The 22,938-nt window shown below is 69.0% G+C and carries 20 protein-coding genes and 1 tRNA gene; 12 read left to right on the top strand and 9 right to left on the bottom strand.

Annotated elements, in window-relative coordinates:
- Positions 1–10: 10 nt before the first annotated feature.
- A complete protein-coding gene (locus CDO52_RS08215; protein WP_017617316.1) occupies positions 11–1,216 on the top strand; it encodes an NAD(P)-dependent malic enzyme in 1,206 nt (401 codons plus the stop codon).
- Positions 1,217–1,405: 189 nt separating this feature from the next.
- Here the strand turns inward: CDO52_RS08215 and CDO52_RS08220 are convergent, their stop codons facing one another.
- On the bottom strand, positions 1,406–1,606 hold the full coding sequence (locus CDO52_RS08220) for a DUF397 domain-containing protein (protein WP_017617317.1): 201 nt from the start codon (positions 1,604–1,606) through the stop codon (positions 1,406–1,408).
- A 12-nt stretch (positions 1,607–1,618) separates the two neighbouring features.
- A complete protein-coding gene (locus CDO52_RS08225) occupies positions 1,619–2,515 on the bottom strand; it encodes a helix-turn-helix domain-containing protein (RefSeq protein ID WP_083919724.1) in 897 nt (298 codons plus the stop codon).
- 281 nt (positions 2,516–2,796) lie between these two features.
- On the opposite strand from CDO52_RS08225, the gene CDO52_RS08230 reads away from it, so the two are divergent.
- From CDO52_RS08230 to CDO52_RS08240, 3 genes are read left to right on the top strand one after another with little or no spacing between them, the layout of a single operon-like run.
- A complete protein-coding gene (locus tag CDO52_RS08230) occupies positions 2,797–3,264 on the top strand; it encodes an ATP-binding protein (protein WP_017617319.1) in 468 nt (155 codons plus the stop codon).
- 32 nt (positions 3,265–3,296) lie between these two features.
- On the top strand, positions 3,297–4,265 hold the full coding sequence (locus tag CDO52_RS08235) for a zinc-binding dehydrogenase (protein WP_017617320.1): 969 nt from the start codon (positions 3,297–3,299) through the stop codon (positions 4,263–4,265).
- Between the two features lie 48 nt (positions 4,266–4,313).
- On the top strand, positions 4,314–4,904 hold the full coding sequence (locus tag CDO52_RS08240; RefSeq protein ID WP_017617321.1) for a hypothetical protein: 591 nt from the start codon (positions 4,314–4,316) through the stop codon (positions 4,902–4,904).
- Positions 4,905–5,214: 310 nt separating this feature from the next.
- On the opposite strand, the gene CDO52_RS08245 is transcribed toward CDO52_RS08240, so the two are convergent.
- From CDO52_RS08245 to CDO52_RS08265, 5 genes are all read right to left on the bottom strand, one after another.
- Positions 5,215–6,198 (bottom strand): PadR family transcriptional regulator, encoded by a 984-nt coding sequence (locus tag CDO52_RS08245; protein ID WP_017617323.1) that lies wholly within the window; start codon positions 6,196–6,198, stop codon positions 5,215–5,217.
- Entirely contained in the window at positions 6,195–7,049 is an 855-nt protein-coding gene (locus tag CDO52_RS08250; protein ID WP_094932293.1) for a DUF4097 family beta strand repeat-containing protein, read from the bottom strand. Before CDO52_RS08250 ends, CDO52_RS08245 begins: the two co-directional genes overlap by 4 nt.
- Before the next feature lie 301 nt (positions 7,050–7,350).
- Positions 7,351–7,527: a DUF6104 family protein gene (locus CDO52_RS28095; RefSeq protein ID WP_017617325.1), complete on the bottom strand. Its 177-nt coding sequence runs from the start codon at positions 7,525–7,527 to the stop codon at positions 7,351–7,353.
- A 15-nt stretch (positions 7,528–7,542) separates the two neighbouring features.
- Positions 7,543–11,205, bottom strand: coding sequence for a multifunctional oxoglutarate decarboxylase/oxoglutarate dehydrogenase thiamine pyrophosphate-binding subunit/dihydrolipoyllysine-residue succinyltransferase subunit (locus tag CDO52_RS08260; RefSeq protein WP_017617326.1), 3,663 nt, complete (start codon positions 11,203–11,205; stop codon positions 7,543–7,545).
- A 552-nt stretch (positions 11,206–11,757) separates the two neighbouring features.
- Positions 11,758–12,195, bottom strand: a complete 438-nt coding sequence (locus CDO52_RS08265; RefSeq protein WP_033299376.1) for a pyridoxamine 5'-phosphate oxidase family protein — start codon at positions 12,193–12,195, stop codon at positions 11,758–11,760.
- A 365-nt stretch (positions 12,196–12,560) separates the two neighbouring features.
- Here CDO52_RS08265 and CDO52_RS08270 point away from each other — a divergent pair, with 365 nt between their 5' ends.
- The 7 genes from CDO52_RS08270 to CDO52_RS08300 all read left to right on the top strand — a co-directional run bounded on the left by CDO52_RS08270 (position 12,561) and on the right by CDO52_RS08300 (position 20,656).
- Positions 12,561–13,430, top strand: a complete 870-nt coding sequence (locus CDO52_RS08270; protein ID WP_017617328.1) for an SDR family NAD(P)-dependent oxidoreductase — start codon at positions 12,561–12,563, stop codon at positions 13,428–13,430.
- Positions 13,431–13,654: 224 nt separating this feature from the next.
- Positions 13,655–14,044 (top strand): BlaI/MecI/CopY family transcriptional regulator, encoded by a 390-nt coding sequence (locus CDO52_RS08275; RefSeq protein WP_017617329.1) that lies wholly within the window; start codon positions 13,655–13,657, stop codon positions 14,042–14,044.
- Positions 14,045–14,192: 148 nt separating this feature from the next.
- Positions 14,193–15,365 carry a pyridoxal phosphate-dependent aminotransferase gene (locus CDO52_RS08280; RefSeq protein WP_269769179.1) on the top strand — a complete coding sequence of 391 codons (1,173 nt, stop codon included), beginning with the start codon at positions 14,193–14,195 and terminating at the stop codon, positions 15,363–15,365.
- A 193-nt stretch (positions 15,366–15,558) separates the two neighbouring features.
- Positions 15,559–16,191, top strand: a complete 633-nt coding sequence (locus tag CDO52_RS08285) for a class I SAM-dependent methyltransferase (RefSeq protein ID WP_026125525.1) — start codon at positions 15,559–15,561, stop codon at positions 16,189–16,191.
- Between the two features lie 173 nt (positions 16,192–16,364).
- Positions 16,365–17,696: a M16 family metallopeptidase gene (locus CDO52_RS08290; protein WP_094932811.1), complete on the top strand. Its 1,332-nt coding sequence runs from the start codon at positions 16,365–16,367 to the stop codon at positions 17,694–17,696.
- Between the two features lie 90 nt (positions 17,697–17,786).
- Positions 17,787–19,133: a M16 family metallopeptidase gene (locus CDO52_RS08295; RefSeq protein ID WP_017617333.1), complete on the top strand. Its 1,347-nt coding sequence runs from the start codon at positions 17,787–17,789 to the stop codon at positions 19,131–19,133.
- Positions 19,134–19,387: 254 nt separating this feature from the next.
- Positions 19,388–20,656 (top strand): serine/threonine-protein kinase, encoded by a 1,269-nt coding sequence (locus CDO52_RS08300; protein ID WP_232524415.1) that lies wholly within the window; start codon positions 19,388–19,390, stop codon positions 20,654–20,656.
- A 63-nt stretch (positions 20,657–20,719) separates the two neighbouring features.
- On the opposite strand, the gene CDO52_RS08305 is transcribed toward CDO52_RS08300, so the two are convergent.
- Positions 20,720–20,793 (bottom strand) — tRNA-Leu (locus CDO52_RS08305).
- Positions 20,794–20,952: 159 nt separating this feature from the next.
- Positions 20,953–21,438, bottom strand: a complete 486-nt coding sequence (bcp, locus tag CDO52_RS08310; RefSeq protein WP_017617334.1) for a thioredoxin-dependent thiol peroxidase — start codon at positions 21,436–21,438, stop codon at positions 20,953–20,955.
- 404 nt (positions 21,439–21,842) lie between these two features.
- Between bcp and CDO52_RS08315 the strand changes: the two genes are divergently transcribed.
- A complete protein-coding gene (locus tag CDO52_RS08315) occupies positions 21,843–22,922 on the top strand; it encodes a CDP-alcohol phosphatidyltransferase family protein (RefSeq protein WP_017617335.1) in 1,080 nt (359 codons plus the stop codon).
- The last annotated feature ends 16 nt before the right edge of the window (positions 22,923–22,938 follow it).

The following is a 22,938-nucleotide window of genomic DNA, read 5'->3' on the forward strand; positions in this document are numbered from 1 at the left end:
GGTTTCAACGTTGACCATCGATTCCCACGATTCCCAGACCGAGACCGATTCCCGAACCGAACTGGACCAGGACCCGGCCTTCGCCCTGCACCGGGGCGGCAAGCTCCAGGTCCGCTCCTCGGTCGACGTTCATGACCACGAGGGCCTGTCCCTCGCCTACACCCCGGGCGTGGCCCGGGTCTGCAGTGCCATCGCCGACTCTCCGGAGCTCGTCGACACCTACACCTGGAAGAGCAAGCTCGTCGCCGTCGTCACCGACGGCTCGGCCGTGCTCGGCCTGGGTGACATCGGCCCCGAGGCGTCCCTGCCCGTGATGGAGGGCAAGTCGCTGCTGTTCCAGCAGTTCGGCGGCGTCGACTCGGTGCCGGTCGCGCTGGCCTGCCGCGACGTCGACGACATCGTCGAGACCGTCGCACGGATGGCGCCCTCCTTCGGCGGCATCAACCTGGAGGACATCTCCGCACCGCGCTGCTTCGAGATCGAGCGGCGGCTGCGGGAGCGGCTGGATATCCCGGTGTTCCACGATGACCAGCACGGTACCGCGATCGTCACTGTCGCGGCGCTGCGAAACGCCGCGCGACTCACCGGTCGCACCCTCGCTGACCTGCGAGTTGTCGTTTCGGGTGCCGGGGCGGCCGGTGTCGCGGTCACCAAGATGTTGGTCGAGGGCGGCATCGGCGACATCGCCGTCGCCGACAGCAAGGGGCTCATCTACGCGGGCAGGGAAGGCCTCAACCCGGTCAAGACCGAACTCGCCGAGATCAGCAACAAGGCCGGGATCAAGGGGTCGATCGAGACCGCGCTGGTCGGCGCGGACGTCTTCATCGGTCTGTCGGCGGGGGAGGTGCCGGAGTCCGTTGTCGCGACGATGGCCAAGGACGCCATCGTCTGCGCGATGGCCAACCCCACGCCGGAGATCCACCCGGATGTCGCACGCAAGTACGCGAGTGTCGTCGCGACGGGACGCAGCGACTTCCCGAACCAGATCAACAACGTCCTCGCCTTCCCCGGGGTGTTCCGCGGTGCGCTGGACGTGCGCGCCAGTGACATCACGGAGGGCATGAAGCTGGCCGCGGCCAATGCGCTGGCCGACCTGGTGGCCGACGACCTCGCCGCCGACTACATCATCCCGAGCACGTTCGACGAGCGCGTGGTCCCGGCGGTCGCGGCGGCCGTCGCGGAGCAGGCGCGCAAGGACGGCGTGGCCAGGGCGTAGTCTCTGGTCGTAGCTGGTCGACTCTCCTCGGTAGCCGGTCCGGGCGGGGCTCACCTGCCCGGACCGGCGTCTTCTGTGCCACCGGACGGGGGAATTGCGTCCGGTACCGGACGGGGGAATACGTCCGGTTACGTCAGTTCCCTCCCATTGGTCGGCCAAGAATGGCCGTGTGGCTGTGCGGGAGCGATGTCAGAGCTCCTCGTGCGTCGCTGCGGTGAGGAAGGCCGCCCATGCCTCGGAGGTGAAGCTCAGGACGGCGCCGTCCGGGGCCTTGGAGTCGCGGACGCGGACCGCGGGCAGCGCGTCGGCGACTTCCACGCACTGCCCACCTCCCGTGCCGCTGTAGGAGCTCTTACGCCAGAGCAGTGGTGTCGGATCGATCGCGGACATGCCGCGCCTCCTTCATGGTTCATCTATACCTGGGGGTTCCTGCCGCCGAAGGCGCCGCTCGACGTCGCTAATGAGCCGTCGGGAACTATCCGGATGCAGCGCAGCGGTACGCAGGTGCTCGAAGGCCACGGTGTAAAAGTGGACCTCCTTCGCCTTTTCTATATAGAGGCTACTGGTCAGGTTTTCCAAATGGACCAGGCGAGGTGCGTAGATATCCGACTCGGTGAACTCCAGGATGTCGAATGATCCGTTCAATCCTGAATTGGCCCCCCTCTCGAAGGGTAGGATTTGTATGGTGATCTGTGGCTTATTGTCCGCTTCGAGAAGGTGCTGAAGCTGGTCAGCCATGACGTCGGGGCCGCCAATGTGGCGTCGGAGGACCGATTCGTCCAACACCACCCATGTGTCCGGTGGGTTGTCCTGGAAAATGAGCTCCCGCCGTCGAATGCGCAATTCCGTCCGGCGGTCGATTTCTCCGGCGTCGGCCGGAGAGGGGTGCGCCTCCAGGAGTGCGCGGGCGTACTCCTCGGTCTGGAAGAGTCCGGGCACGATCTGCGACTGGTAGAAGCGCAGGGTGCTGGCCTCCGGCTCCAGGCCCAGATACACCTCGAACCGGTCGGGCATGACGTCGCCGTACACATGCCACCACCCCCGCCGACGCGATTCGCGTGCCAGCGTCACGAGCGTGCGGCCGAGGGCCTCGTCCGTGACTCCGTAGAGTTCCAGCAGGTCACGGACGTCATCAGAGTTCGTCGCGACCAGTCCGCGCTCGATCCGGGAGAGTTTGCTGCCGGACCATGACATGCGTTCGGCGGCTTCCTCTCCGGTCATTCCGGCGTTTTCTCGCAGACGTCGCAATTCGACACCAAGGCGACGACGTCGCACGGTTGGGTTGTTGGCTCCGGCCATCAGATCCTCCAAATCGGGGGGTGAGGAGAGGCTGAATCCTAAAGGTGAGCAGGCTACTCGACCTCATCCTTACGGGTGGGGCCAGGACGACCGACTGAAAATTCTGCAAAGCAATTGCAGGGGATGGTCGGCGTGGGCATGATGTTGCGTGGCTCGCGGAGGCTTACGGGCGGGCCTCAACCAGCCACCTCCCACACCGGACCGAGGGCGGATGAATGATCACGGATACCCCAGCCGCCGGCAGCCGTTCGGCGGGTTCCGGACCCGGGCTACCCCGAGGCATGGGCCGTCCGAGCGCGGTCGTCGTCGCCCGGTGCGGGTTTTCCGGTGAACAGGGCCAGGTGCGCGAGGCACGCGCGTTCGTGCAGGCCACACTGGGCTTGTGCGCCACCCCCTGCACGGACCTCCGCGACTCCGCGCTGGCCGTCGTGAGCGAGCTCGCCTCCAACGCCATCCGGCACACGGCCAGCGGCGAGCACGGTGGGCGATTCGGTGTGGAGGTGTACCGGCGTCCCGGCGCCATCACCATCGAGGTGCGCGACGAGGGGCTGCGGCGCGGCGGTCCGGAGCCCGAGCCGCATGTGCGGCGCGGACCGATCGACGTCGTCCATGGGCGGGGCCTGGCCATGGTGGAGGCGCTCGTGGACAAATGGAGCATGCGCCGACTCGCCGAAGGCCGGGTCGTCAGCTGCACCCTGCGTGACGAGCGGGGCGGGCGCGACGCCACGCGGCCGGGGTGGTCGGTGTAGCCCGGCGTACGGTCGATCGTTACTGTCGAGACATGTTCGCAATCACCGCCGCGCGCATCGACAAGGACAACCCGCTGTCCGGCCTGGAAGCGGGCGAACGCCCCGAGCCCGAGGCCAGGGAGGGCTGGGCCACGGTCACCGTCCGGGCCGCCGCGCTCAACCACCACGACATCTGGAGCCTGAAGGGCGTCGGGCTCACCGAGAAACGCCTCCCCATGGTGCTGGGCTGCGACGCCGCCGGAGTCGACGAGGACGGCCGCGAGGTCATCGTGCACTCGGTCATCGGCGACCCGGACGCGGGCGGCGGAGACGAGACGAGGGACCCGCGCCGCTCGCTGCTGTCGGAGGTCTACAACGGCACCTTCGCCGAAAAGGTCGCCGTGCCACGACGCAACCTCGTGCCCAAACCGACCGAGCTGTCGTTCGAAGAGGCCGCCTGCCTGCCCACCGCATGGCTGACCGCCTACCGCATGCTCTTCGACAAGGCTGCCCTGGAACCGGGGTCGACGGTCCTGGTCCAGGGCGCGGGCGGGGGAGTGAACAGCGCCCTGATCCGCATGGCCAGCGCGGCCGGACACCGCGTCTACGCGACCAGCCGTACCGAGGCCAAGCGCGAGCGAGCACGCGCCCTGGGCGCCTTCGCCACGGTCGAGACGGGAGAGCGGCTCCCGGAGAAGGTCGACGCCGTCTTCGACAATGTCGGCGCCGCGACATGGGGCCACTCGGTGCGCTCACTGCGTCCAGGAGGACGCATCACCACCTGCGGCGCCACCAGCGGCGACGCCCCTTCAGCAGAGCTGACGCGCGTCTTCTTCCTGCAGCTCCAGATCATCGGTTCGACCATGGGCACCCGCGACCAACTCCACCGCGTGGCCGAGTACTGCGCCCGCACGGGTATCCGTCCCGAGATCGACAGAGTGCTCCCGATGGCCGACGCCAAGGACGGCTTCGAGGCGATGGAGCAGGGCGACCTCTTCGGCAAGATCGTATTCACCGCCTAAGCACGACCTCAGCAGGTACCCCACCCCCCACCTGCAAGGAGATCCCCCGTGCTCCGTCGATTCATGGTGGCCGTCGCCCCGGCGGCGGCCCTGCTCGTCCTTGTCGGGCTCGGCTTTCTGGTGTGGGCGGTCTTCATCCGCGAACCGTTCGAGGCCCGCGACTACAGCGCCATGTGCGACAGCCCAAGAGCCTTCGAACAGGCCGCCCCATACACCGATGAAGGTCCCCACCCGATCCGCGTCGACTACGGGGTGGAAGCGGACGACAGCGAGGAATCCACCTGGCGCCCGACCGACCCGGAAACGGTTCAGCTCGTCGCCTGCACCACGCCTAAAGGCAAAGGCGACCACGTGGATACGTGTGAGTACGCGGAGTCAGAGTTCAGCTCCAGAGCCACCCACATCCGCCAGCTCTACCTGGGAATCCACACCGTCACTATCTACGGGGCACGGACAGGCAAGGTCGTAGGAGAGGAAGAGATCATCGGCGACCAGTTCCGCCTCAAGCCCATGACAGAGGGTGCCGAAGTCTGCCAGTTGTTCGTCAACCTGCCGAGCGACGCCCCAAGGCAGGAAGATGAACTCAGCAGGCCGTCGCACAGCCAGATGCGCGAGGCTTTGGAGTCTTATGTCGAGTGAGTGGATCCTACGTGTCCCAATGCGCGTTGTGTCCGATTCTCGACAAGTTGCAAAAACTGGCCTACCGACCGGTTAGAGTGCCAGGTCATAGAGCATGCGCCCCGCGCCCGCGGGGATGGACCGCCTCTCCAGCTCCATGTGCCGGACCTGCTCAGATGCGCCCCGCGCCCGCGGGGATGGACCGTGGAGGTGGGCGACGCCGCCCCGCAGGACCTCATGCGCCCCGCGCGCGCGGGGAAGGGTCCTTGACGCACAAATGCCGAGAGGCGCCACTCGAGGATGGCGCCTCTCCGCTTACTGGGGATGTGGGTCAGCCCTTGGGCTTGTCCCCGTTAGTGTTCTGGGGCGGTTCTTCCTCCGCCACAGCGGTGCTCCAGGGGTCGCCGCTGGGTGGGCTGGAGGACTGCTTGGAACCGTCGCCTTGGGCGTCGGAGGAAGCCTTGGGAGTCTCCTCCGGCTCGGACGTGGTGGTGTCCGTTGCTGAGGTGGTGTCCCTGGCCTCCTCTTCCTTCTCGTGCTCGCAGCGGGAGCCCGGAGGGCCCCAGGAGGAGACGTCGCGGCGGATTACTTCGATGGTGTCGTCGAGGATGCGGCGCAGGTCTTGGGCCGCCGACTCCCCGACGTGGCCGGCTTCGCGGACGACGTCGCGGACGCGGTCGCTGAAGTCGTGCAGGGCCTGCTCGAATTCGAGGGGTTCGCCCTGGCGGCCCTGCTTGCCCCAGCCGCTGCCCCAGGAGCCGATGTTCTCGGCGAACTTCTGCCAGTCGCGTTCCCACCAGTTGCCGTCGCGGCCGGTGCGGTCGTCGCGGTCCTCGGACTCCTTGGTGTCGTCCGAGCTGGTGGTCGCGGACGCGCGTTCCTCCTCCTCGCGCTCGTCCCGCTCTTCCCTCTCTGTGCGGGCGGAGCGTCGGCCGCCACCGGCCGCGAACTTGAGTTCTTCGCGGAGCGAGCTGATCGTGTCGCGCACGTCCTCCTTCACCGCTCGGGCGACGTCGCGAACCGATTCGGTGAGTTCGCGTTCCAGGTCGTCGAGGTCGGTGCTGCGGCTGCGCAGTTCTTCGCGCCCCTTGTCGGTCAGGCGGTAGACCTTGCGCCCGTTGACCTCCTCGTGGGTGACCAGCCCTTCCTCCTCCAGGCGGGCCAGGCGCGGGTAGATCGTGCCGGGGGAGGGCGAGTACACGCCGAGGAATCGGTCGCGCAGCAGGCTGATGATCTCGTAGCCGTGGCGGGGGCTCTCGTCCAGGAGCTTCAGCAGGTACAGGCGGAGCCGACCGTGGCCGAAGATGGTGCTCATGCGTTCCCCCTGGGGATTTCGGCGGGAGCGTCGGGCTCGCGGCGCAGGAGCGAGACCGCTCCCGAGACGGTCGTGGTGGTGATGGTGGCGGGGTCCACCCCAATACCGATCTTGCCGGACATGCTTCTTCGACCGCGTAGATCGCGCCGGTCCAGGCTGAAGGCCGAGTCCAGGTTGCCGGTGGCCGTCCGCAGCTCGACGCCGGCCGAGGTCTCGGCCGGGAGGCGCAGGGTGACCCCGCCGGAGATCGACGCCAGGCGGACCCGGGCCGAGGGGGCGAGGTCGATGTCGCCGAGGAACTGTCCGGAGGCGGTCTTGCCGGAGAAGTCGGCGAGACGTCCCCCGGCCACGGCGACCTGCCCGCTCACGCTGTTGAAGTGCAGGCTGCCCTCCAGGTCGCGGGCGGCCAGTTTGCCGGAGACGGTGTTGACCTCGACCTCGCCGCCCAGGCCGTCGAGCGTCACGTCGCCCGATGCGGTGCGCAGCTGGGTCTTGCCGGTCAGACCGGCGGCCACGATCGGTGCGGACAGGGTGGTGACCTCCACCGGGCAGTCGCGGGGCACGCGAAGGCCGATGGTGGCCGACCGGCGGCCGACGTCCTTGTAGCTGGAGAGCTGGACCGGGCGCAGGCGGTCGAGCAGGCCCGAGCCGGTGAGGTCTTCGTAGGTGATGGTGAGGATGCCCGCGTCCTGGGTGGCGAGGACGGGCTCGCCGACGATGTCGGACACCTCGAAGGTGGCCGGGTCGTCGGTCGGCAGGATATTGACGTGCCCGCCGATGATGCGGATGCGCAGGGCCACGATCCCGTCCAGGACCCGTGTCATCGGCTGGTCGATGGTCCATCGAGCCATCGCGAAACCTTTCGACTCGAAGAGCTGATGGGGATCACGATATGTCGCGTCTCGTCCGTATTCAAGATATGTCGCGAGAAATCAGGGGCGTGTCGGGGAGAGCCCGGACATCATCTCAAAGTGGGGGTGTGTGCTCAGGGGTGGGCAGACCAGCCACTGACCAGGAACATCAGCCGACGGGAGCGGGAGTCTGCGGCAATAGCGTTCCCCGGACACGCGAAGGGCCCCGGCCGCAATCGGCCGAGGCCCCGTGATCCATCGTCGGATCACTGACTCACCGAGTCACCGACGTCACCCGTGCTCACTCGTCTTCGTCGTCCAGCCGGGCCAGCCATGTGGCCAGCCGGTCGACGGCGGTCTCGAACTCCGGGTTGAGGTCGGTGAACGTGCGCAGCTGGTCGGCGACCCACGCCAAGGAGACCTCCTCCTCGCCGCGGCGCTTCTCCAGCTCCTCGATTCCGCGATCGGTGTAGTACATCCTCGCTGCCCGCCTCTAGTCCGCCGGCGGGAACACCGTGTTGATGAGCGCCTGCTGCTCGACCTCGTGCCGCTTGCCGGAGCCGGCGGCCGGGGAGGAGCCGGCCGGTCGCGACACCCGCGTGAAGGGGCGGTCCAGCTGCTCGGAGAAGACCAGTGCCACAAACGGCCACGGGCCCATGTTCGCCGGTTCTTCCTGCACCCACAGGACCTCGCCCGCGTTCGGGAAGGCGGACAGCTGCTGCCGGATCTCCTCGATCGGCAGCGGGTACAGGCGCTCCACCCGGATCAGGGCGGTGTGCGTGTCGCCGGTGCGCTTCCGGGCCGCGTCCAGGTCGTAGTACACCTTGCCGGAGCACAGCACCACGCGCCGGACATCCTTCGGCTTGATGTCGGTGGTGTCGGGGATGATCGGCTGGAAGGAGGTCTCCCCGGTGAAGTCCGCCACCGCCGACGTCGCGACCTTGTTCCGCAGCATCGACTTCGGCGTGAACACCACCATCGGACGGCGGTAGGGCGACTTGACCTGCCAGCGCAGCAGGTGGAAGTAGTTCGCCGGGGTCGTGGGCATGGCCACGGTCATGTTCTCCTGGGCGCACAGCTGCAGGAAGCGCTCGATGCGCGCCGAGGAGTGGTCCGGGCCCTGGCCCTCGTAGCCGTGCGGCAGCATCAGGACGACGCTGGAGCGCTGCCCCCACTTCTGCTCGCTGGCGCTGATGTACTCGTCGATGACGCTCTGCGCGCCGTTGACGAAGTCGCCGAACTGGGCCTCCCACGCCACCAGGGCGTCGGGGCGCACGACCGAGTAGCCGTACTCGAAGCCCAGCGCCGCGTACTCGCTCAGCAGGGAGTCGTGCACGTAGAACTTGGACGTGCCCTTGTCGAACCGCTTGAGCGGCGTGTGCACGTCACCGGTGCTGCGGTCGACCAGGGCGGCATGCCGCTGGCCGAACGTCCCGCGGCGGCTGTCTTGGCCGACCAGCCGGACGGGGTGCTCCTCCAGCAGCAGAGAGCCGAACGCCAGCATCTCGCCGGTGGCCCAGTCGAGAGCGTCGTCCTCGGCCATCTGCGCACGGCGCGCCAGCTGCGGCTGCAGCCGCGGGTGCGGGGTGAAGCCCTCGGGCAGGCTCACCTGCGTCTCGATGATCTGCTTGACGGCCTCGTCGGTGGTCGCGGTGGTGACGGCGGTGTGGTCGATCCGGCCCTCGTCGAACATCTCGGGCTTGATGACCGACCCCGGCTCGACCGGCTTCTTGTCCGCCTCACGCGTCTCGGCGAACGCGCGTTCCAGCTCGTGCTGGTAGTCGCGCAGTGCCGCCTCGGCGTCCTCCACGGAGATGTCGCCGCGGCCGATCAGGGCCTCGGTGTACAGCTTCCGGGTGGACCGCTTGGCGTCGATGATGTTGTACATCAGCGGCTGCGTGAAGTGCGGGTTGTCCGACTCGTTGTGGCCGCGGCGGCGGTAGCAGACGAGGTCGATGACGACGTCCTTGTTGAACGCCTGCCGGTAGGCGAAGGCCAGGTGCGCCACCCGCACGACCGCCTCGGGGTCGTCCCCGTTGACGTGCAGGATCGGCGCCTGCACCATCCGCGCGACGTCGGTCGCGTACACGCTGGAGCGGCTGTCGGTCGGGGAGGTGGTGAACCCGACCTGGTTGTTCACGATGACGTGCACGGTGCCACCGGTGCGGTAGCCGCGCAGCTGCGACAGGTTGAGGGTCTCGGCCACGACACCCTGGCCCGCGAAGGCCGCGTCGCCATGGATCAGCAGCGGCAGCACGGTGAAGCCGTGCGGGCCCTTGTCGAGAATGTCCTGCTTGGCGCGGACGATGCCCTCGGCGATCGGGTCGACCGCCTCCAGGTGGCTGGGGTTGGCCGCCAGCGAGATCGCGATCTTCTCGCCGTCGGGCGACTCGAACGTGCCCTCGGTGCCCAGGTGGTACTTGACGTCCCCGGATCCGTGGGCGCTGCGCGGGTCCATGTTGCCCTCGAACTCGCCGAAGATCTGGGCGTAGGACTTGCCGCAGATGTTGGCGAGGACGTTGAGGCGGCCGCGGTGCGCCATACCGATGACGACCTCGTCCAGCTCGGCCTTGGCGGCTCGCGAGATGACGCCGTCGAGCAGCGGGATCAGCGACTCGCCGCCCTCGAGCGAGAACCGCTTCTGGCCGACGTACTTCGTCTGCAGGAAGGTCTCGAAGGCCTCGGCGCTGTTGAGCCGGCGCAGGATGTGCAGCTGCTCGTCGCGGCCGAGCTTCTCGTGCTCACGCTCGACGTGCGACTGGATCCACTCCCGCTCCTCCGGGCTCTGGATGTGCATGTACTCGATGCCGACCGTGCGGCAGTAGGTGTCGCGCAGCACACCGAGCACGTCGCGCAGCTTCATGACCTGCTTGCCGCCGAAGCCCCCGGTCGGGAACGTGCGCTCCAGGTCCCACAGCGTCAGGCCGTGCTGCAGGACGTCGAGGTCGGGGTGGCGGCGCTGCTTGTACTCCAGCGGGTCGGTGTCGGCCATGAGGTGGCCGCGGACCCGGTAGGCGTGGATGAGCTCCTGGACCCGGCTGGCCTTGTCGAGCTGGTTGCTCGGGTCGACCGAGATGTCCTGGACCCAGCGCACCGGCTCGTAGGGCAGGCGCAGCGACTTGAAGATCTCGTCGTAGAAGCCGTCCTCGCCCAGCAGCAGCTGGTGGATGCGGCGCAGGAACTCGCCCGACTGGGCGCCCTGGATGATGCGGTGGTCGTAGGTGGACGTCAGCGTCATGACCTTGCTGACGGCCAGGTCGTTCAGGGTCTCCACGGACATGCCCTGGAACTCGGCCGGGTACTCCATGGAGCCGACGCCGAGGATGACGCCCTGGCCCGGCATGAGGCGCGGCACGGAGTGGACGGTGCCGATGCCGCCGGGGTTGGTCAGGCTGATCGTGGTGCCCTGGAAGTCCGGCACGCCCAGCTTGTTGTTGCGGGCCTTGCGGACCAGGTCCTCGTAGCCGCTCCAGAACTCCTTGAAGTCCATCTCGTCGGCGCGCTTGATGCTGGGCACCACGAGCTGGCGCGAGCCATCGGGCTTCTGCAGGTCGATGGCGAGGCCGAAGTTGACGTGCTCGGGCTTCGCGACGCCCGGCTTGCCGTCGACCTCGACGTAGGAGTGGTTCATCTCCGGCATCGACTTCAACGCCTTCACCATGGCGTAGCCGATGAGGTGGGTGAAGGAGACCTTCCCGCCCCGGGCGCGTCGCAGGTGGTTGTTGATGACGATGCGGTTGTCGAAGAGCAGCTTCACCGGCACGGCGCGCACGCTGGTGGCCGTCGGCAGGGTGAGGCTGGACTCCATGTTGGTGGCGGTGCGGGCAGGTGCGCCGCGCAGCCGCTCTTCCTGGACCTTCAGAGCGTCGTCCGCGGGACCGGCCTCACCGGTCGGGGTCGATGCTGCCGACTTCTTGGGTGCGGGGGCCGGCTTCGCGGCGGCACCGGAGGTCGGGGTGGCGGACGTGGCTGCGGCGCCCGGCTTAGCGCCGGTCGCGCCGTCGGCCTTGGTGGTGCCCGCCTTGTAATCGGCGAAGAAGTTCCACCAAGCCTTGTCAACCGAGTTCGGGTCGTGGAGGTACTTCTGGTAGAGCTCCTCGACCAGCCACTCATTAGGGCCGAAATCTGTCAGGGGTTGAGACGCCTCAGACGACACGGCGGAGATCGCCCTCTTCCGCAGCTCGCTTGTGAATGTGTATATGAAGAGATGGCTGCTACGCAGGCGGGCTCAACGTGCGGCGGCATCCACGTGGCCACCTGGACACACGCCCGGCCAGCAATCTCGACTTACAGGCTACTTGTCCGGGCATGAAGATGTAGCCCCCTGGCCGCGTGAGGACTGGGATATACCTAACAATCGTTCACATGGCCGTGGGCAACGCGTAACTCTCCCGTGGCCCAGATGTGACGTTTTTCCTGGTCAAGAGCGTGCGTGCGGGTGTGTCCCGGCGCAGGGCGAGGGCATCCGCCGCGCCGATTTCACGTCACCATGCCCACTTCCGGCCGTGTCCAACCGCGGCGATCTTCTCCGATTGGCAGGGAACCGGACTGTCGGGCTCGACGTCTCAAGGAATGTGCGCGGCCGGGCAGGACGGCCGCGTCCGCGGTCGGCGGACCTGGGCGTTGACGATGATCGGCCCCCCAAGCTCGCCGGGCGCGGACGCGGGCTCGGCCGCGCACGGTGACTTCAGGCGTCCGCAGAGTGTCATCAGAGCTTGCGGTGATCCCAGCTCACGACCCGGTCGACGTCCAGAAACACGGCCACGCGCTTGCGACCGGCCTTGGCCAGCTGCTCTTGGGCCTCCGGCACCCGCAGGTCCTCCTGGCCGACACCCGTCATGGCGGCGGTGACGCCGGCGCCCACCCGCAGCACCGACTCGGGGTCACCGGTCACCTCGGCGGTACCGTACAGGGCCACCCCGCGCAGCTCCGCGTAGTCCTCCCCGTCCTCGACCAGGCAGGTCATCCGCGCGTCGCGGCGCAGGTTCACGGTCTTCTGCGCCGCGGCGTACGTCCAGAAGGCCAGGCGGCCGTCCACCATCGCGTAGAAGAGGGTCGACAGGTGCGGTTCGCCGTGCCGCCCCACGGTCGCCACCTGCACCTTGCGGTGGGCGGCGAGGAAGTCCGCGACCTCGGCGCCGGTCATCCGGATCTGGGCGCGGCGGTTCCCCGCCCCGCTTCCCGGTGTGCCGCCGGTCGGGCGAGCTGGGCCGCGGGGTCCTGCCCCGCTCCCTCATCAGCGGTGTTTCCTGACACTGGCATGTCCGGCATCCCAACTCCTCGTCCGGGGTGATGTGGTGGGGCGCGCAGGTCGGTGACCCCGAGGAAACACCGGTATCGCGCCCAGAACCCGTATCCCCGGCCCGCAGCCCGTATTCTGACCGCCGCCGGAACAGCCGCACAAGCCCGTCCCGGCGGGGAATAACGCATAGCGGCACGATCGAGCACCCGCGCCCCCGCTCGGACGGGCGGAGCCCGGGAGTAGCCCACAGCTCGGAAGGAACAGCGAACATGACGGAACTGCGGCTCGACGGGCGTGTCGCCGTCGTCACCGGAGCCGGGCGCGGGCTCGGCCGGTCGCACGCCCTCGGCCTGGCCGCGCGCGGTGCCCGACTCGTCGTCAACGACGCCGACGGCGAGGCCGCCGCCCGGGTCGCGGGGGAGATCCGCGACAACGGCGGACAGGCGGTCGAGGACGACGGCGACATCTCCACCGAGGAGGGCGCGGAGGCCCTGGTGGACACCGCTGTCGAGGCGTACGGGCGGACCGACATCGTCGTGAACAACGCCGGGCTGCTGCGCGACCGCGCGTTTCGGAACATCACCGTGGCCGAGTGGGACACCGTGATCGGCGTCCACCTGCGCGGCACCTTCCTCGTCTCCCGCGCCGCCTTCGGGCCCATGCGGGAGAACGGCTACGGTCGCATCATCACCACCACCTCACCCGCCGGCCTCTACGGCAACTTCGGGCAGAGCAACTACGCCGCCGCAAAGATGGGCGTCATCGGGCTGACCAAGACGCTGGCCATCGAGGGCGCCGGATACGACATCACCGCCAACGCCATCGCCCCCGTCGCCTACACCCGGCTGACCGAAGACCGCTTCCCTCCCGCGGCCCGCGAGGCCCTGGCCCCCGAGCGCGTCACCCCTCTCGTCCTGTGGCTCGTGCACGAGGACTGCGAGACCACCGGGGAGATCTACTCGGTCGGGGGCGGACGGGTCGCCCGCGTGTTCGTCGCCGAGGGACCCGGGGCCACGCCACCCGACAACAGCCCCGAGGCGCTGCGCGACTGCTGGCCCGACGTCAACGCCGAACGCCCCTACGTGATCCCGCGCAACGTCGCGGAGCAGGCGGGGGAGTACCTCAAGAGGCTGGCCTGAGCCCGAGGCGCCGCGTGGCCGAACGCGCCGCCGGAGCGGCCCGGGGATCGGGAGTACGCCACCGAAACGGCGGCCGATGATGGTGGAATCGGCAGCGTTTGCCCGCTCGGTCTAGACAAATCAGCCACTATTCCGTTATCGCGGCTGCAGATCCGCTCCCTAGGTCCGGTTTTGCCCCGGCGCCCGGCTCCCGCTTTTAGCATGTCGGAACGGAGGTGGGGCGGGTGAAGGGTTTCGGGGAGCTCGAAGCCGCGATCATGGACGCGCTCTGGCGGGCCGACGGCCCACTCGTGGTCCGAGAGGTCCGCGAGGCGATGATCTACGACCGCGACGTCGCCTATACGACCGTCATGACGGTGACCAACATCCTCTACCACAAAGGGCTGCTGCATCGGGAGAAGGCCGGCCGTGCCTGGCTCTACTGGCCGCGGGAGACCCGCGAGGAGCACACCGCGCGCGTCATGTCCGAGATCTTCAGCGGCTGCGGGGACCCGGGAACGACCATGCTGCGCTTCGTCGAGAGCTTCTCCGACGAGGAGATGGCGCGCCTCAACGAGGTGCTCCGCGAGGTGCGCGCACGCCGCACCGCGCAGGCGCGCAGCCTCATGGACTGACCCGGCCGCAACGGCCTGAACTGGCCCAACAGAGCCAGCAGGCCCAGCGGAACCAGCCAGACCGACCGCCGGCCGGAACGGGGAACGCCGACGACGCGCGCCCAGCGTCACAGTGACGTCGGCCACGCGCGGTCCTATGCTCCTGTGCGTGGACGAACCTCTTGTGGAACGCATGCGACCGTTCGGCGAAACGATCTTCGCCGAAATGACCCGCCTGGCTGTCGAGACCGACTCCGTCAACCTCGGCCAGGGCTTTCCCGACACCGACGGCCCACGATCCCTGATCGACGCCGCCGCCCACCACATCCAGGACGGCGTCAACCAGTACCCGCCCGGCCTCGGCCGCCCCGAACTCCGGCGCGCCGTCGCCGCCGACCGCGCCCGCCGCCTCGGCCTCGACTACGACCCCGAGACCGAGGTCTACATCACCGTCGGCGCCACCGCCGGTATCGCGGCGGGCGTCCTCGGCCTGGTGGAACCCGGCGACGAGGTCGTGCTCTTCGAGCCGATGTACGACTCGTACGCCGCCGTCATCGCCATGGCCGGTGGCATACGCCGCCCCGTCACCCTGCGCCCCGGGCCCGACGGCCGGTTCACCTTCGACCCCGACGAACTGCGCGCCGCCATCGGCCCCCGCACCCGCATGATCATCGTGAACACCCCGCACAACCCCACGGGCACCGTGTTCACCCGCGAGGAGCTGGGCGTCATCGCCGACGTGTGCGCCGAACACGACGTCATCGTGCTCACCGACGAGGTCTACGAGCACCTCACCTACGACGGCGCCGAGCACGTCCCGCCCGCCTCCCTGCCCGGGATGCGCGAGCGCACCCTGTCGGTCTCCTCCGTGGGCAAGACGTTCTCCGTCACCGCCTGGAAGACCGGCTGGGTCATGGGCCCCGCCGCGCTCGTCCGGGCGGTGCGCACCGTCAACCAGTTCCTCACGTTCACCGCCAACGGCGCCCTCCAGCTCGCCATCGCCGACGCGCTCACCGGAGAAGCCGACTGGGTGCGCGCCCAGCGCGACGCGCTCCAGAACAAGCGCGACCGTCTCGCCGACGGACTGCGGCGCGCCGGGTTCGACGTCCAGCGCACCCAGGGCACCTACTTCGTCATGGCCGACATCCGCCCCCTCGGGTACGACGACGGCATCGCCCTGGCCCGCGCCCTGCCCCGCACCGCCGGGGTGGCCGCGGTCCCCGCCCAGGTCCTCTACGACGACCAGGACGCCGGGCGGCACCTCGTCCGCTTCGCCTTCTGCAAGCGCGACGAGGTCCTCGACGAGGCCGTCGACCGCCTCACCCGCGCCTTCGTCGGCTAACCCCTCGCTCTTCCGTTGATCTCGGGGAAATCGGGGTCTCACCGGCGTTCTTGACCCCACTATTTCCGAGATCAACGGAAGGGGGCCGTCGTGGCATGGTCGTGCCGGGGATAACGTGCTCGGCGGGACCGCACCCGGCTTTGACCGGGCACGGCCGCCCGCTGAGCACGCCGACCACCGAAAGAAGGCCACCGTGACCACGACGATGCCCGCCGACCTGCTGCGCGTGGCCGAGCAGGCGAAGGGCTTCATGCCCTCCGACGAGGGCACGGCCCTGTACGAGACCGCGCTGGCCTACGCGCCGCTGGGACCCGTCCTGGAGATCGGCACCTACTGCGGCAAGTCCACCGTGTTCCTCGGCGCGGCCGCCCGCCGGGCCGACGGCACCGTCATCACCGTCGACCACCACCACGGCTCCGAGGAGCACCAGGTGGGCTGGGAGTACCACGACCCGGAGATGGTCGACCCGGCCACCGGCCGGCTCGACACGCTGCGCGACTTCCGCCGCACGATCGCCGCCGCCGACCTGGAGGACCGCGTCATCGCCATCGTCGGGCGCTCCACCGACGTCGCCCGGCTGTGGAACACGCCGCTGGGCATGGTCTTCATCGACGGCGGCCACACCGAGGAGGCGGCCCAGGCCGACTACGCCGGGTGGAGCCCGCACGTCACCGTCGGCGGCGCCCTCGTCATCCACGACGTCTTCCCCGCCCCCGCCGACGGCGGGCGTCCCCCCTACAACATCTACCGGCGTGCGCTGGACTCCGGCGACTTCACCGAAGAGCGCGCCGTGGGATCACTGCGCGTACTGCGGCGCGTGCGCTGATCACCCGGCGCACGCGTCCCTCGACCCCCGCGTGCGGGGCCGATCCGCGGCGTACAAGCCCGGCCCCGCACCACTTTTCTCCCGTGTATGCGTGCGCACGAGGCACGCTGAGGACATAGGCTCGGTGAGCAGACGAACAGCACGATCGGCGCGGGCAAGGGGTGCATGAACTGGTGACGACCAACGGTGCGGCGGGACAGATCGGTCGCTTCACACTGGACAACGGGCTGCGCCTGGTGACCGCCCCGGCGGCGACCGGCCAGCTGGCCGCGGTCAACCTCTGGTACGGCGTCGGATCCCGGCACGAGGTCCCCGGCCGGACCGGCTTCGCCCACCTCTTCGAACACCTCATGTTCCAGGGCAGCGGCAACGTCAAGAAGAGCGAGCACTTCGACGCCGTGGAGCGGCTCGGCGGCGACATCAACGCCTCCACCTCCACCGACCGCACCAACTACTTCGAGACCGTGCCCGAGCACGCGCTCGACCTGGTCCTGTGGCTGGAGGCCGACCGTCTGGCCACGCTGCGCGACGGCATGACCCAGGAGGTCCTGGACAACCAGCGCGACGTCGTCAAGAACGAGCGCCGCCAGCGCTACGACAACGTCCCCTACGGCACCGCCCTGGAGCGCATCCTGCGCCTGGGCTACCCCGAGGGCCACCCCTACCACCACGCGACCATCGGGTCCATGGCGGACCTCGACGCCGCCGACCTCGACTACGTCCTCTCCTTCCACAAGCGCCACTACGGCCCGGACAACCTCGTCCTGACCGTCGTGAGCAGCCTCGACCCCGAGGACGTCCACGAGCGCGTCAAGCGCTACTTCGGCGGCATCCCCGCCCGCGAGACCGTGGCCGAGGCGCCCGACGCCGCCCTCGAGGGCCCCATCGGCGGCCCCGTCCGCGACCGGGTCGTCGAGACCGTCCCGGCCCCCGCGGTGTTCCTCGGCTTCCGTGTCCCCGCCTACGGCGATCGCGACTTCGACGTCATGCTCCTCGCCTCGGCCGTCCTCGGCCAGGGCCAGGGCAGCCGCCTCTACCGGCGGCTCGTCGTCGAGCGCGGCCTGGCCGTCGACGACGGCGGCGGTTCCGCCGACCTCCTCCCGTTCCGCTACACACCCAGCCTGATGCTGGTGAACATGATCGCCCGTGAGGGTGTCAGCGGAGACACGCTGGAGGAGGCGATCCTCGAAGAGGTCGTCCTGATGACCGAAGAGGGCATCACCGAGGAGGAGCTGGAGCGCGCCCGCGCCGTCCTGGAGCGCGACCACCTCCAGTCCGTGGCCCACCCCAGCGGCCTCGCCGACACCATCGGCAGCTGCACGATGCTCTTCGACGAGCCCGAGCTCGCCTACACATGGCCGCAGCGCTGGGCCGAGATCAGCGCCGACGAGGTCGTCGCCGCGGCCAAGCGCCTCCTCGGCCAGGAGAACCGGCTCACCGTGCGCTTCGACCCGGAGGAGACCCCGGAAGCCACGGAAGCCGCGGGCGAGTCCGCCAGCGCCTGACCCGCCCCCCGGTCGCCCTGATCGAACCGCAGTCGTCCACGTCCGTCCCGGCCAGCGTGCTCAAGCCGAAGAAAAGAGTCGTTTCCTCTCATGCTGCAGACCCGTCCCGAGCCCGGCGCCGCCCAGCCCTACACCTTCCCCAAGCCGCAGCGACTCCAGGTCGGCGGGGGAAGCGTGATCGCCATCGACGTGCCCGGCCAGTCCTTCGCCGCGATCCGCCTCATCCAGCCGGCGGGCGGCGCCGCCGAACCCCTCGACCGCATGGGCGTGGCCACCCTCACCGGTGAGGTGCTCGAAGACGGCATCCACGGCAACAGCTCCCTGGCCCCGGCCCTGGAGCGCCACGGCGCAGAATGGGTATCGCGCGTGAGCTGGGACGCCTTCGTCACCGGCGTGGACGCCCCGGTCAACCGGATCACCGACGCCACCGCGCTGTTCGCCGAGGCCGTGCGCACCCCGGCGCTGCGCGCCGACGATGTCCTGCGCCGCCGCGAGCAGCTGCTGGAGCGGTTCTGGCTGGACGTCTCCCAGCCCTCGACCCTGGCCAGCCGCGCTGTCGGCGGGCAGCTGTTCACCGGCCGGTACGCCACCCCGCTCAACGGCGGTCCGGTGCGCCTCGCCGACGTCACACCTGAGATCGTCGCGGAGTTTCACGCCTCCTCCATCGCCGGTGTCGCCGGGACTCTCGTGGTCGTCGGGGACCTGTCCGACGTCGACCTGGAGGCGCTCGGCCGCACGGTGTTCGGCGACGCCACCCCGACGGCACCGGAGCCGGTGACCGCGCCGGAGCGGGCCGCCGGCGAGTTCCCGCGGATCCTCCTGCTGAACCGTCCCGACTCGGTGCAGTCGGCGATCTTCATGGCGCACCACGCGCCGTCGCGCTCCGCGATCGACCTGCCCCGGGCCGAGGGCATGAGCGACGTCCTGGGCGGCATGTTCACCTCCCGGCTGAACATGAAGCTGCGCGAGGAGCTGGGCTACACCTACGGCGTCGGGTGCCGGTTCGACCTGCGCCGCGACAGCGGGGTGTTCTGCATCAGCACCCAGGTCGAGGCGCCCACCACCGCCCACTCGATCACGGCGTCACTGGAGGAGATCGACAAGCTGCGGACGGGCGGGGTCACCGAGGGCGAGCTGTCGGCCGTGCGGGAGTCCAACACCGTCGGGCTTCCGGTGACCTACTCCACCGCGCGCAGCCTCGCCTACGCCATGGTGGAGATGGTGGTGCACGACCTGCCCGAGGACCACGTCGACCGGCTGCGCGCCGGGTTCGAGCGGGTCACCGCCGAGGACCTGCGCCAGGCCGCTGTCGACTACCTGCACCCGGACCAGCTCGTCGCCGTCGTGGTGGGCGACGCCGGACAGCTGGAGAAGCCGCTGCGCGAGACCGGTGTCGGGCCGGTCGAGGTGCGCGACCCCGAGACGCTGTGGACCTGAGCGGAGCCGACGGGCTCAGCTGCGGTCAGATATCCGCTATGGGCAAGATCAAGTAAAAGAGCGGTAAGTGTTCGCATAAGGGGTTTTTGTGCGAGATAACGATACCGAACCCATGTGAGTGTGATCTTGCAACTACCAGCTCGGATGCCGCTCACAGCTGATATAACGAGTGATCCGACCAGTAACCGACGCGACCGCGACCGGAAGAGCCCGCAGGAGGCCGACGTGGCCCGTGATCAGACTCGCGACTAGCCGTGTCCTCCATCGAGAAGCCCGAAGCAGAGCGGCAGGACCAGCCGCTGGAGCCCGCACGCCCGAGCACGCTTGAGGCCCGTCCGCAGGAGCGGGTCCTCAAGGGGCGGTACCAGCTCCTGGAAGAGGTCGCCCGCGGCGGTGTCGGAACCGTCTGGCGCGCCACCGACCTGGTCCTCGACCGCGAGGTCGCGGTCAAGGAGCTGCGGCTGCCCACGGACCTGAGCACCGCGGAACGCGAATCACTGCTGCAGCGCACGACGCGCGAGGCCCGGGTGGCCGCACGGCTGACCCACCCGGGCGTCGTCACCGTGCTCGATGTCGTGGACGAGGACGATCGCCCGTGGATCGTCATGGAGTTCATCAACGCCCGGACGCTCGACGGCGTCATCAAACTCGCCGGTCCACTGCCCTACCAGCGCGTGGCCGAGATCGGCCTGCAGCTGATCGAGGCGTTGAAGATCGCGCACGACGAGGGCATCGTGCACCGCGACGTCAAGCCCGACAACGTGATGATCAGCGACAGCGGGCGCGTCGTGCTCACCGACTTCGGCCTGGCGGCGTGGACGGGTGAGTCCGCGCTGAGCAGCTCCGGTCGGATCATCGGCTCGCCCTCCTACATCCCGCCGGAACGCGCCAAGGCGGGGCCCGTGGGACCGGAGTCGGACCTGTGGTCGCTGGGCGCCACGCTCTACGCGGCGGTCGAGGGGCACCCGCCCTACGACCGCAAGGGCTACATCCGCATCCTGAAGGGCGTGGAGCTGGAGGAGCCGCCCGCGGCGACCAACGCCGGCCCGCTGGCCCCGGTACTGGCCGGGCTGCTGCACGTCAAGCCCACCGACCGGCTCACCCACGACAATGCCACCAAGATGCTGCGCATCGCGGCCCTGGCCCCGTGGGCACCGGAGACCAGCCCGGAGACCGCCAAGAACACGGCCGAGACCGGTGCGCAGCCGGTCATCCCGGCCCAGTCCGAGAACGACCAGAACGAATCGGCCCGCGAACACTTCCGCCAGGGCGCACAGGCGCTGCGCAACACCCTGCACGAGTCGATGTCGGAGAGCATGTCCCACCTGCAGGAGCGCCTGCAGCGCCACCGGCCCGAGTCGGTGAGCCACATGCTCACCTCGATCCGCGAGTCCACCGACACGCTGGGCCTGACCAGCTCGGGCAAGCACCGCAACAGCACCCTCCTGCCGGTGGCCGCGGCCGTCATCCTGGGCGTCGCCGTCCTGGTCGCCTTCGTGGTGTGGATGCTGGTGTCGAGGTAGCGTCCGACCATCCGACCACATGCGAAAGGCGCGGGACACGATGTCCCGCGCCTTTCGACCGTGTAGGGCCGGCGGGATTCGAACCCGCGCTGGCACGGACCTAAACCGTGTGCCTCTACCTGTTGGGCTACGGCCCCACGGGGTGACTAGCTCGCCCATGGTCGCGATGTACCACGGGCGGAATCAGTCGTCTGAGAATGGCAGCTTGGAGCAACGAATCGCAAGTTGTGGCGTGTGCCGCCGAGGAACGCTCCAACGCTCACCGGCGGCACTCCGCCAAGCGGCTCGTCCGCTGCCTACACCCCGAGTTCGCGCTTGATGCGGTCGACGTGGCCGGTGGCCTTCACGTTGTAGAACGCCTTCTCGACCTTGCCGTCGGGGTCGATGACCAGGGTGGAGCGGATGACGCCCTGGACGACCTTGCCGTAGTTCTTCTTCTCGCCGAACGCGCCGTAGGCGCGCAGGACGTCCTTGTCGGGGTCGCCGAGGAGGGGGAAGGTCAGGCCCTCCTTGTCGCGGAACTTGGCGAGTTTGTCCGTGGTGTCGGGGGAGATACCGAGGACGGTGAGCCCGGCGGCGTCGAAGTCGCGGAGGTTGTCGCGGAAGTCGCAGGCCTGGGTGGTGCAGCCGGGCGTCATGGCCGCGGGGTAGAAGTACAGCACGACACGCTTGCCGGTGGACTTCAGCAGCTCGCTGAGGGTGACGGGGTTGCCGTCAGCGTCGCTGAGGGTGAAGTCGGGGGCGTCGTCGCCAGGCTGCAGGCGGACGGTTGAGTCGCTCACAGTTCTCCTTGTCACGGTGGCTGCTGTCGTGATCAGCCTATTCACGGGCGTGGTCATCGGCGCGCCGTCCGGCGGGCGGGGGGAGGGCAGGCGAGGCCGCGGGCGCGGGGAAGCGCGGTGGGAGCGGCGCGCCCGGGCGGGGTGGCGGGGTGCGTTCCGGATTCGTCCCATGTGAGGGTGCCACGGACGCGCTTCGGTTGCGATCCGCACTCGGTTGATCCGCAATGGGTTGATCCTGGTCGGCGATGGCCTATTGTTGTCCGAACTCGTGTATCCGGCGTACCCCCGCCAGGGCGGCGTCCTGTACCTAGACTCATGCGCTACATCCCCCTTGTTCTCCGGCGCTGCAGTCGATGCCGCAGGTCCGGAGCACGTCCGCTTCGCGTTTGGGAGTTCAGGCAACGATGGCTGATTTCACTCTGGACGACGTCCGGGAACGCACGTGCCGGGAGCGTGACTCGTGGTGGACCGTGGGGCTGGTCGATCCGCTGGCGATCCGCCTGGTGCGGGCGACAGCCAACCGCACGGCGATCACCCCGAACCAGGTCACCGTGGCAGCCCTCTTCCTGGGGCTGGGGGCCGCGGCGTGCTTCGCGATCGGCACGTGGAAGTACCTCGTCGTCGGAGCGGTCCTCTACTACCTGTGCTTCCTGCTCGACTGCACGGACGGCAAGCTGGCGCGGCTGACCGACCGGGAGTCGCTGTTCGGCTCGTGGATGGACTACGTCTTCGACCGGTTCCGGGTGCTGATCTGCGCGATCGCGCTGATGGGCGGCCAGTACGTGCTGACCGGGCACGTGGTGTTCGTCTGGCTGGCGCTGGCCGTGGTCTTCCTGGACATGCTGCGCTACCTCAACGCACTGCAGGTCTACAAGGCGCGCCGCGAGATGCGGTCGCACATCGCCGGGGCGCTGGAGCGCGCGCGGGCGACGCTGTCCATGCTGGAGCCGGAGGACGAGGCGGCGCACCCGGACCGTCCCATGAGCGACCAGGGTGAGCAGGCGGTGCTGCGGCACGGGATCTCGGTGCTGGAGCAGATCCTGCGCACGCAGACGGAGAACGAGGCGCGCTGCGCCCGCGCCAGCGGCAAGCAGCCGGATGTGTCGCTGCCCAAGGTCGACCTGCATCAGGAGTTCCGCAGCCGGTTCCCGTGGTACCAGCGGACCTGGGATCACCTGCGGGCGCGTAGGATCCGGACGCACCTGGTCAGCGGCATCGAGTTCCAGATGGCGGTGTTCGTGATCGCCCCACTCGTCGGGGTGGTGTCGAGTGCGGCGATCGGGTGGATTACCGTCGTCATGGGCGTTTTGCTACTCGCTTTCGAGATCGCGATCGTCTATAAACTGTGGTTGTCCACGCGGGACTTCTTCCGGGTCGTGGACGGAATCGAAGGCGCGTTGGGTTTCACGCGCTCGTCTGATGACGTGGTCGATGGGACAGTGGCAGCTGCGCCCGCGGAATCGACTCAGACGACCCTGCGGTAGCGGAAGGAAGCGGCTG

Origin of the sequence: Nocardiopsis gilva YIM 90087 (assembly GCF_002263495.1) — a bacterium.
Classification (GTDB): Bacteria; Actinomycetota; Actinomycetes; order Streptosporangiales; family Streptosporangiaceae; genus Nocardiopsis_C; species Nocardiopsis_C gilva.

Excerpts from the sequence above, each read along its gene's own strand:
- CDO52_RS08220 (WP_017617317.1), bottom strand. The coding sequence starts at position 1,606 with ATGTCCGCGATCGATCCGACACCACTGCTCTGGCGTAAGAGCTCCTAC.
- CDO52_RS08225 (WP_083919724.1), bottom strand. The coding sequence starts at position 2,515 with ATGGCCGGAGCCAACAACCCAACCGTGCGACGTCGTCGCCTTGGTGTC.
- CDO52_RS08230 (WP_017617319.1), top strand. The coding sequence starts at position 2,797 with ATGGGCCGTCCGAGCGCGGTCGTCGTCGCCCGGTGCGGGTTTTCCGGT.
- CDO52_RS08235 (WP_017617320.1), top strand. The coding sequence starts at position 3,297 with ATGTTCGCAATCACCGCCGCGCGCATCGACAAGGACAACCCGCTGTCC.
- CDO52_RS08245 (WP_017617323.1), bottom strand. The coding sequence starts at position 6,198 with ATGAGCACCATCTTCGGCCACGGTCGGCTCCGCCTGTACCTGCTGAAG.
- CDO52_RS08250 (WP_094932293.1), bottom strand. The coding sequence starts at position 7,049 with ATGGCTCGATGGACCATCGACCAGCCGATGACACGGGTCCTGGACGGG.
- CDO52_RS28095 (WP_017617325.1), bottom strand. The coding sequence starts at position 7,527 with ATGTACTACACCGATCGCGGAATCGAGGAGCTGGAGAAGCGCCGCGGC.
- CDO52_RS08265 (WP_033299376.1), bottom strand. The coding sequence starts at position 12,195 with ATGACCGGCGCCGAGGTCGCGGACTTCCTCGCCGCCCACCGCAAGGTG.
- CDO52_RS08270 (WP_017617328.1), top strand. The coding sequence starts at position 12,561 with ATGACGGAACTGCGGCTCGACGGGCGTGTCGCCGTCGTCACCGGAGCC.
- CDO52_RS08295 (WP_017617333.1), top strand. The coding sequence starts at position 17,787 with ATGCTGCAGACCCGTCCCGAGCCCGGCGCCGCCCAGCCCTACACCTTC.
- CDO52_RS08315 (WP_017617335.1), top strand. The coding sequence starts at position 21,843 with ATGGCTGATTTCACTCTGGACGACGTCCGGGAACGCACGTGCCGGGAG.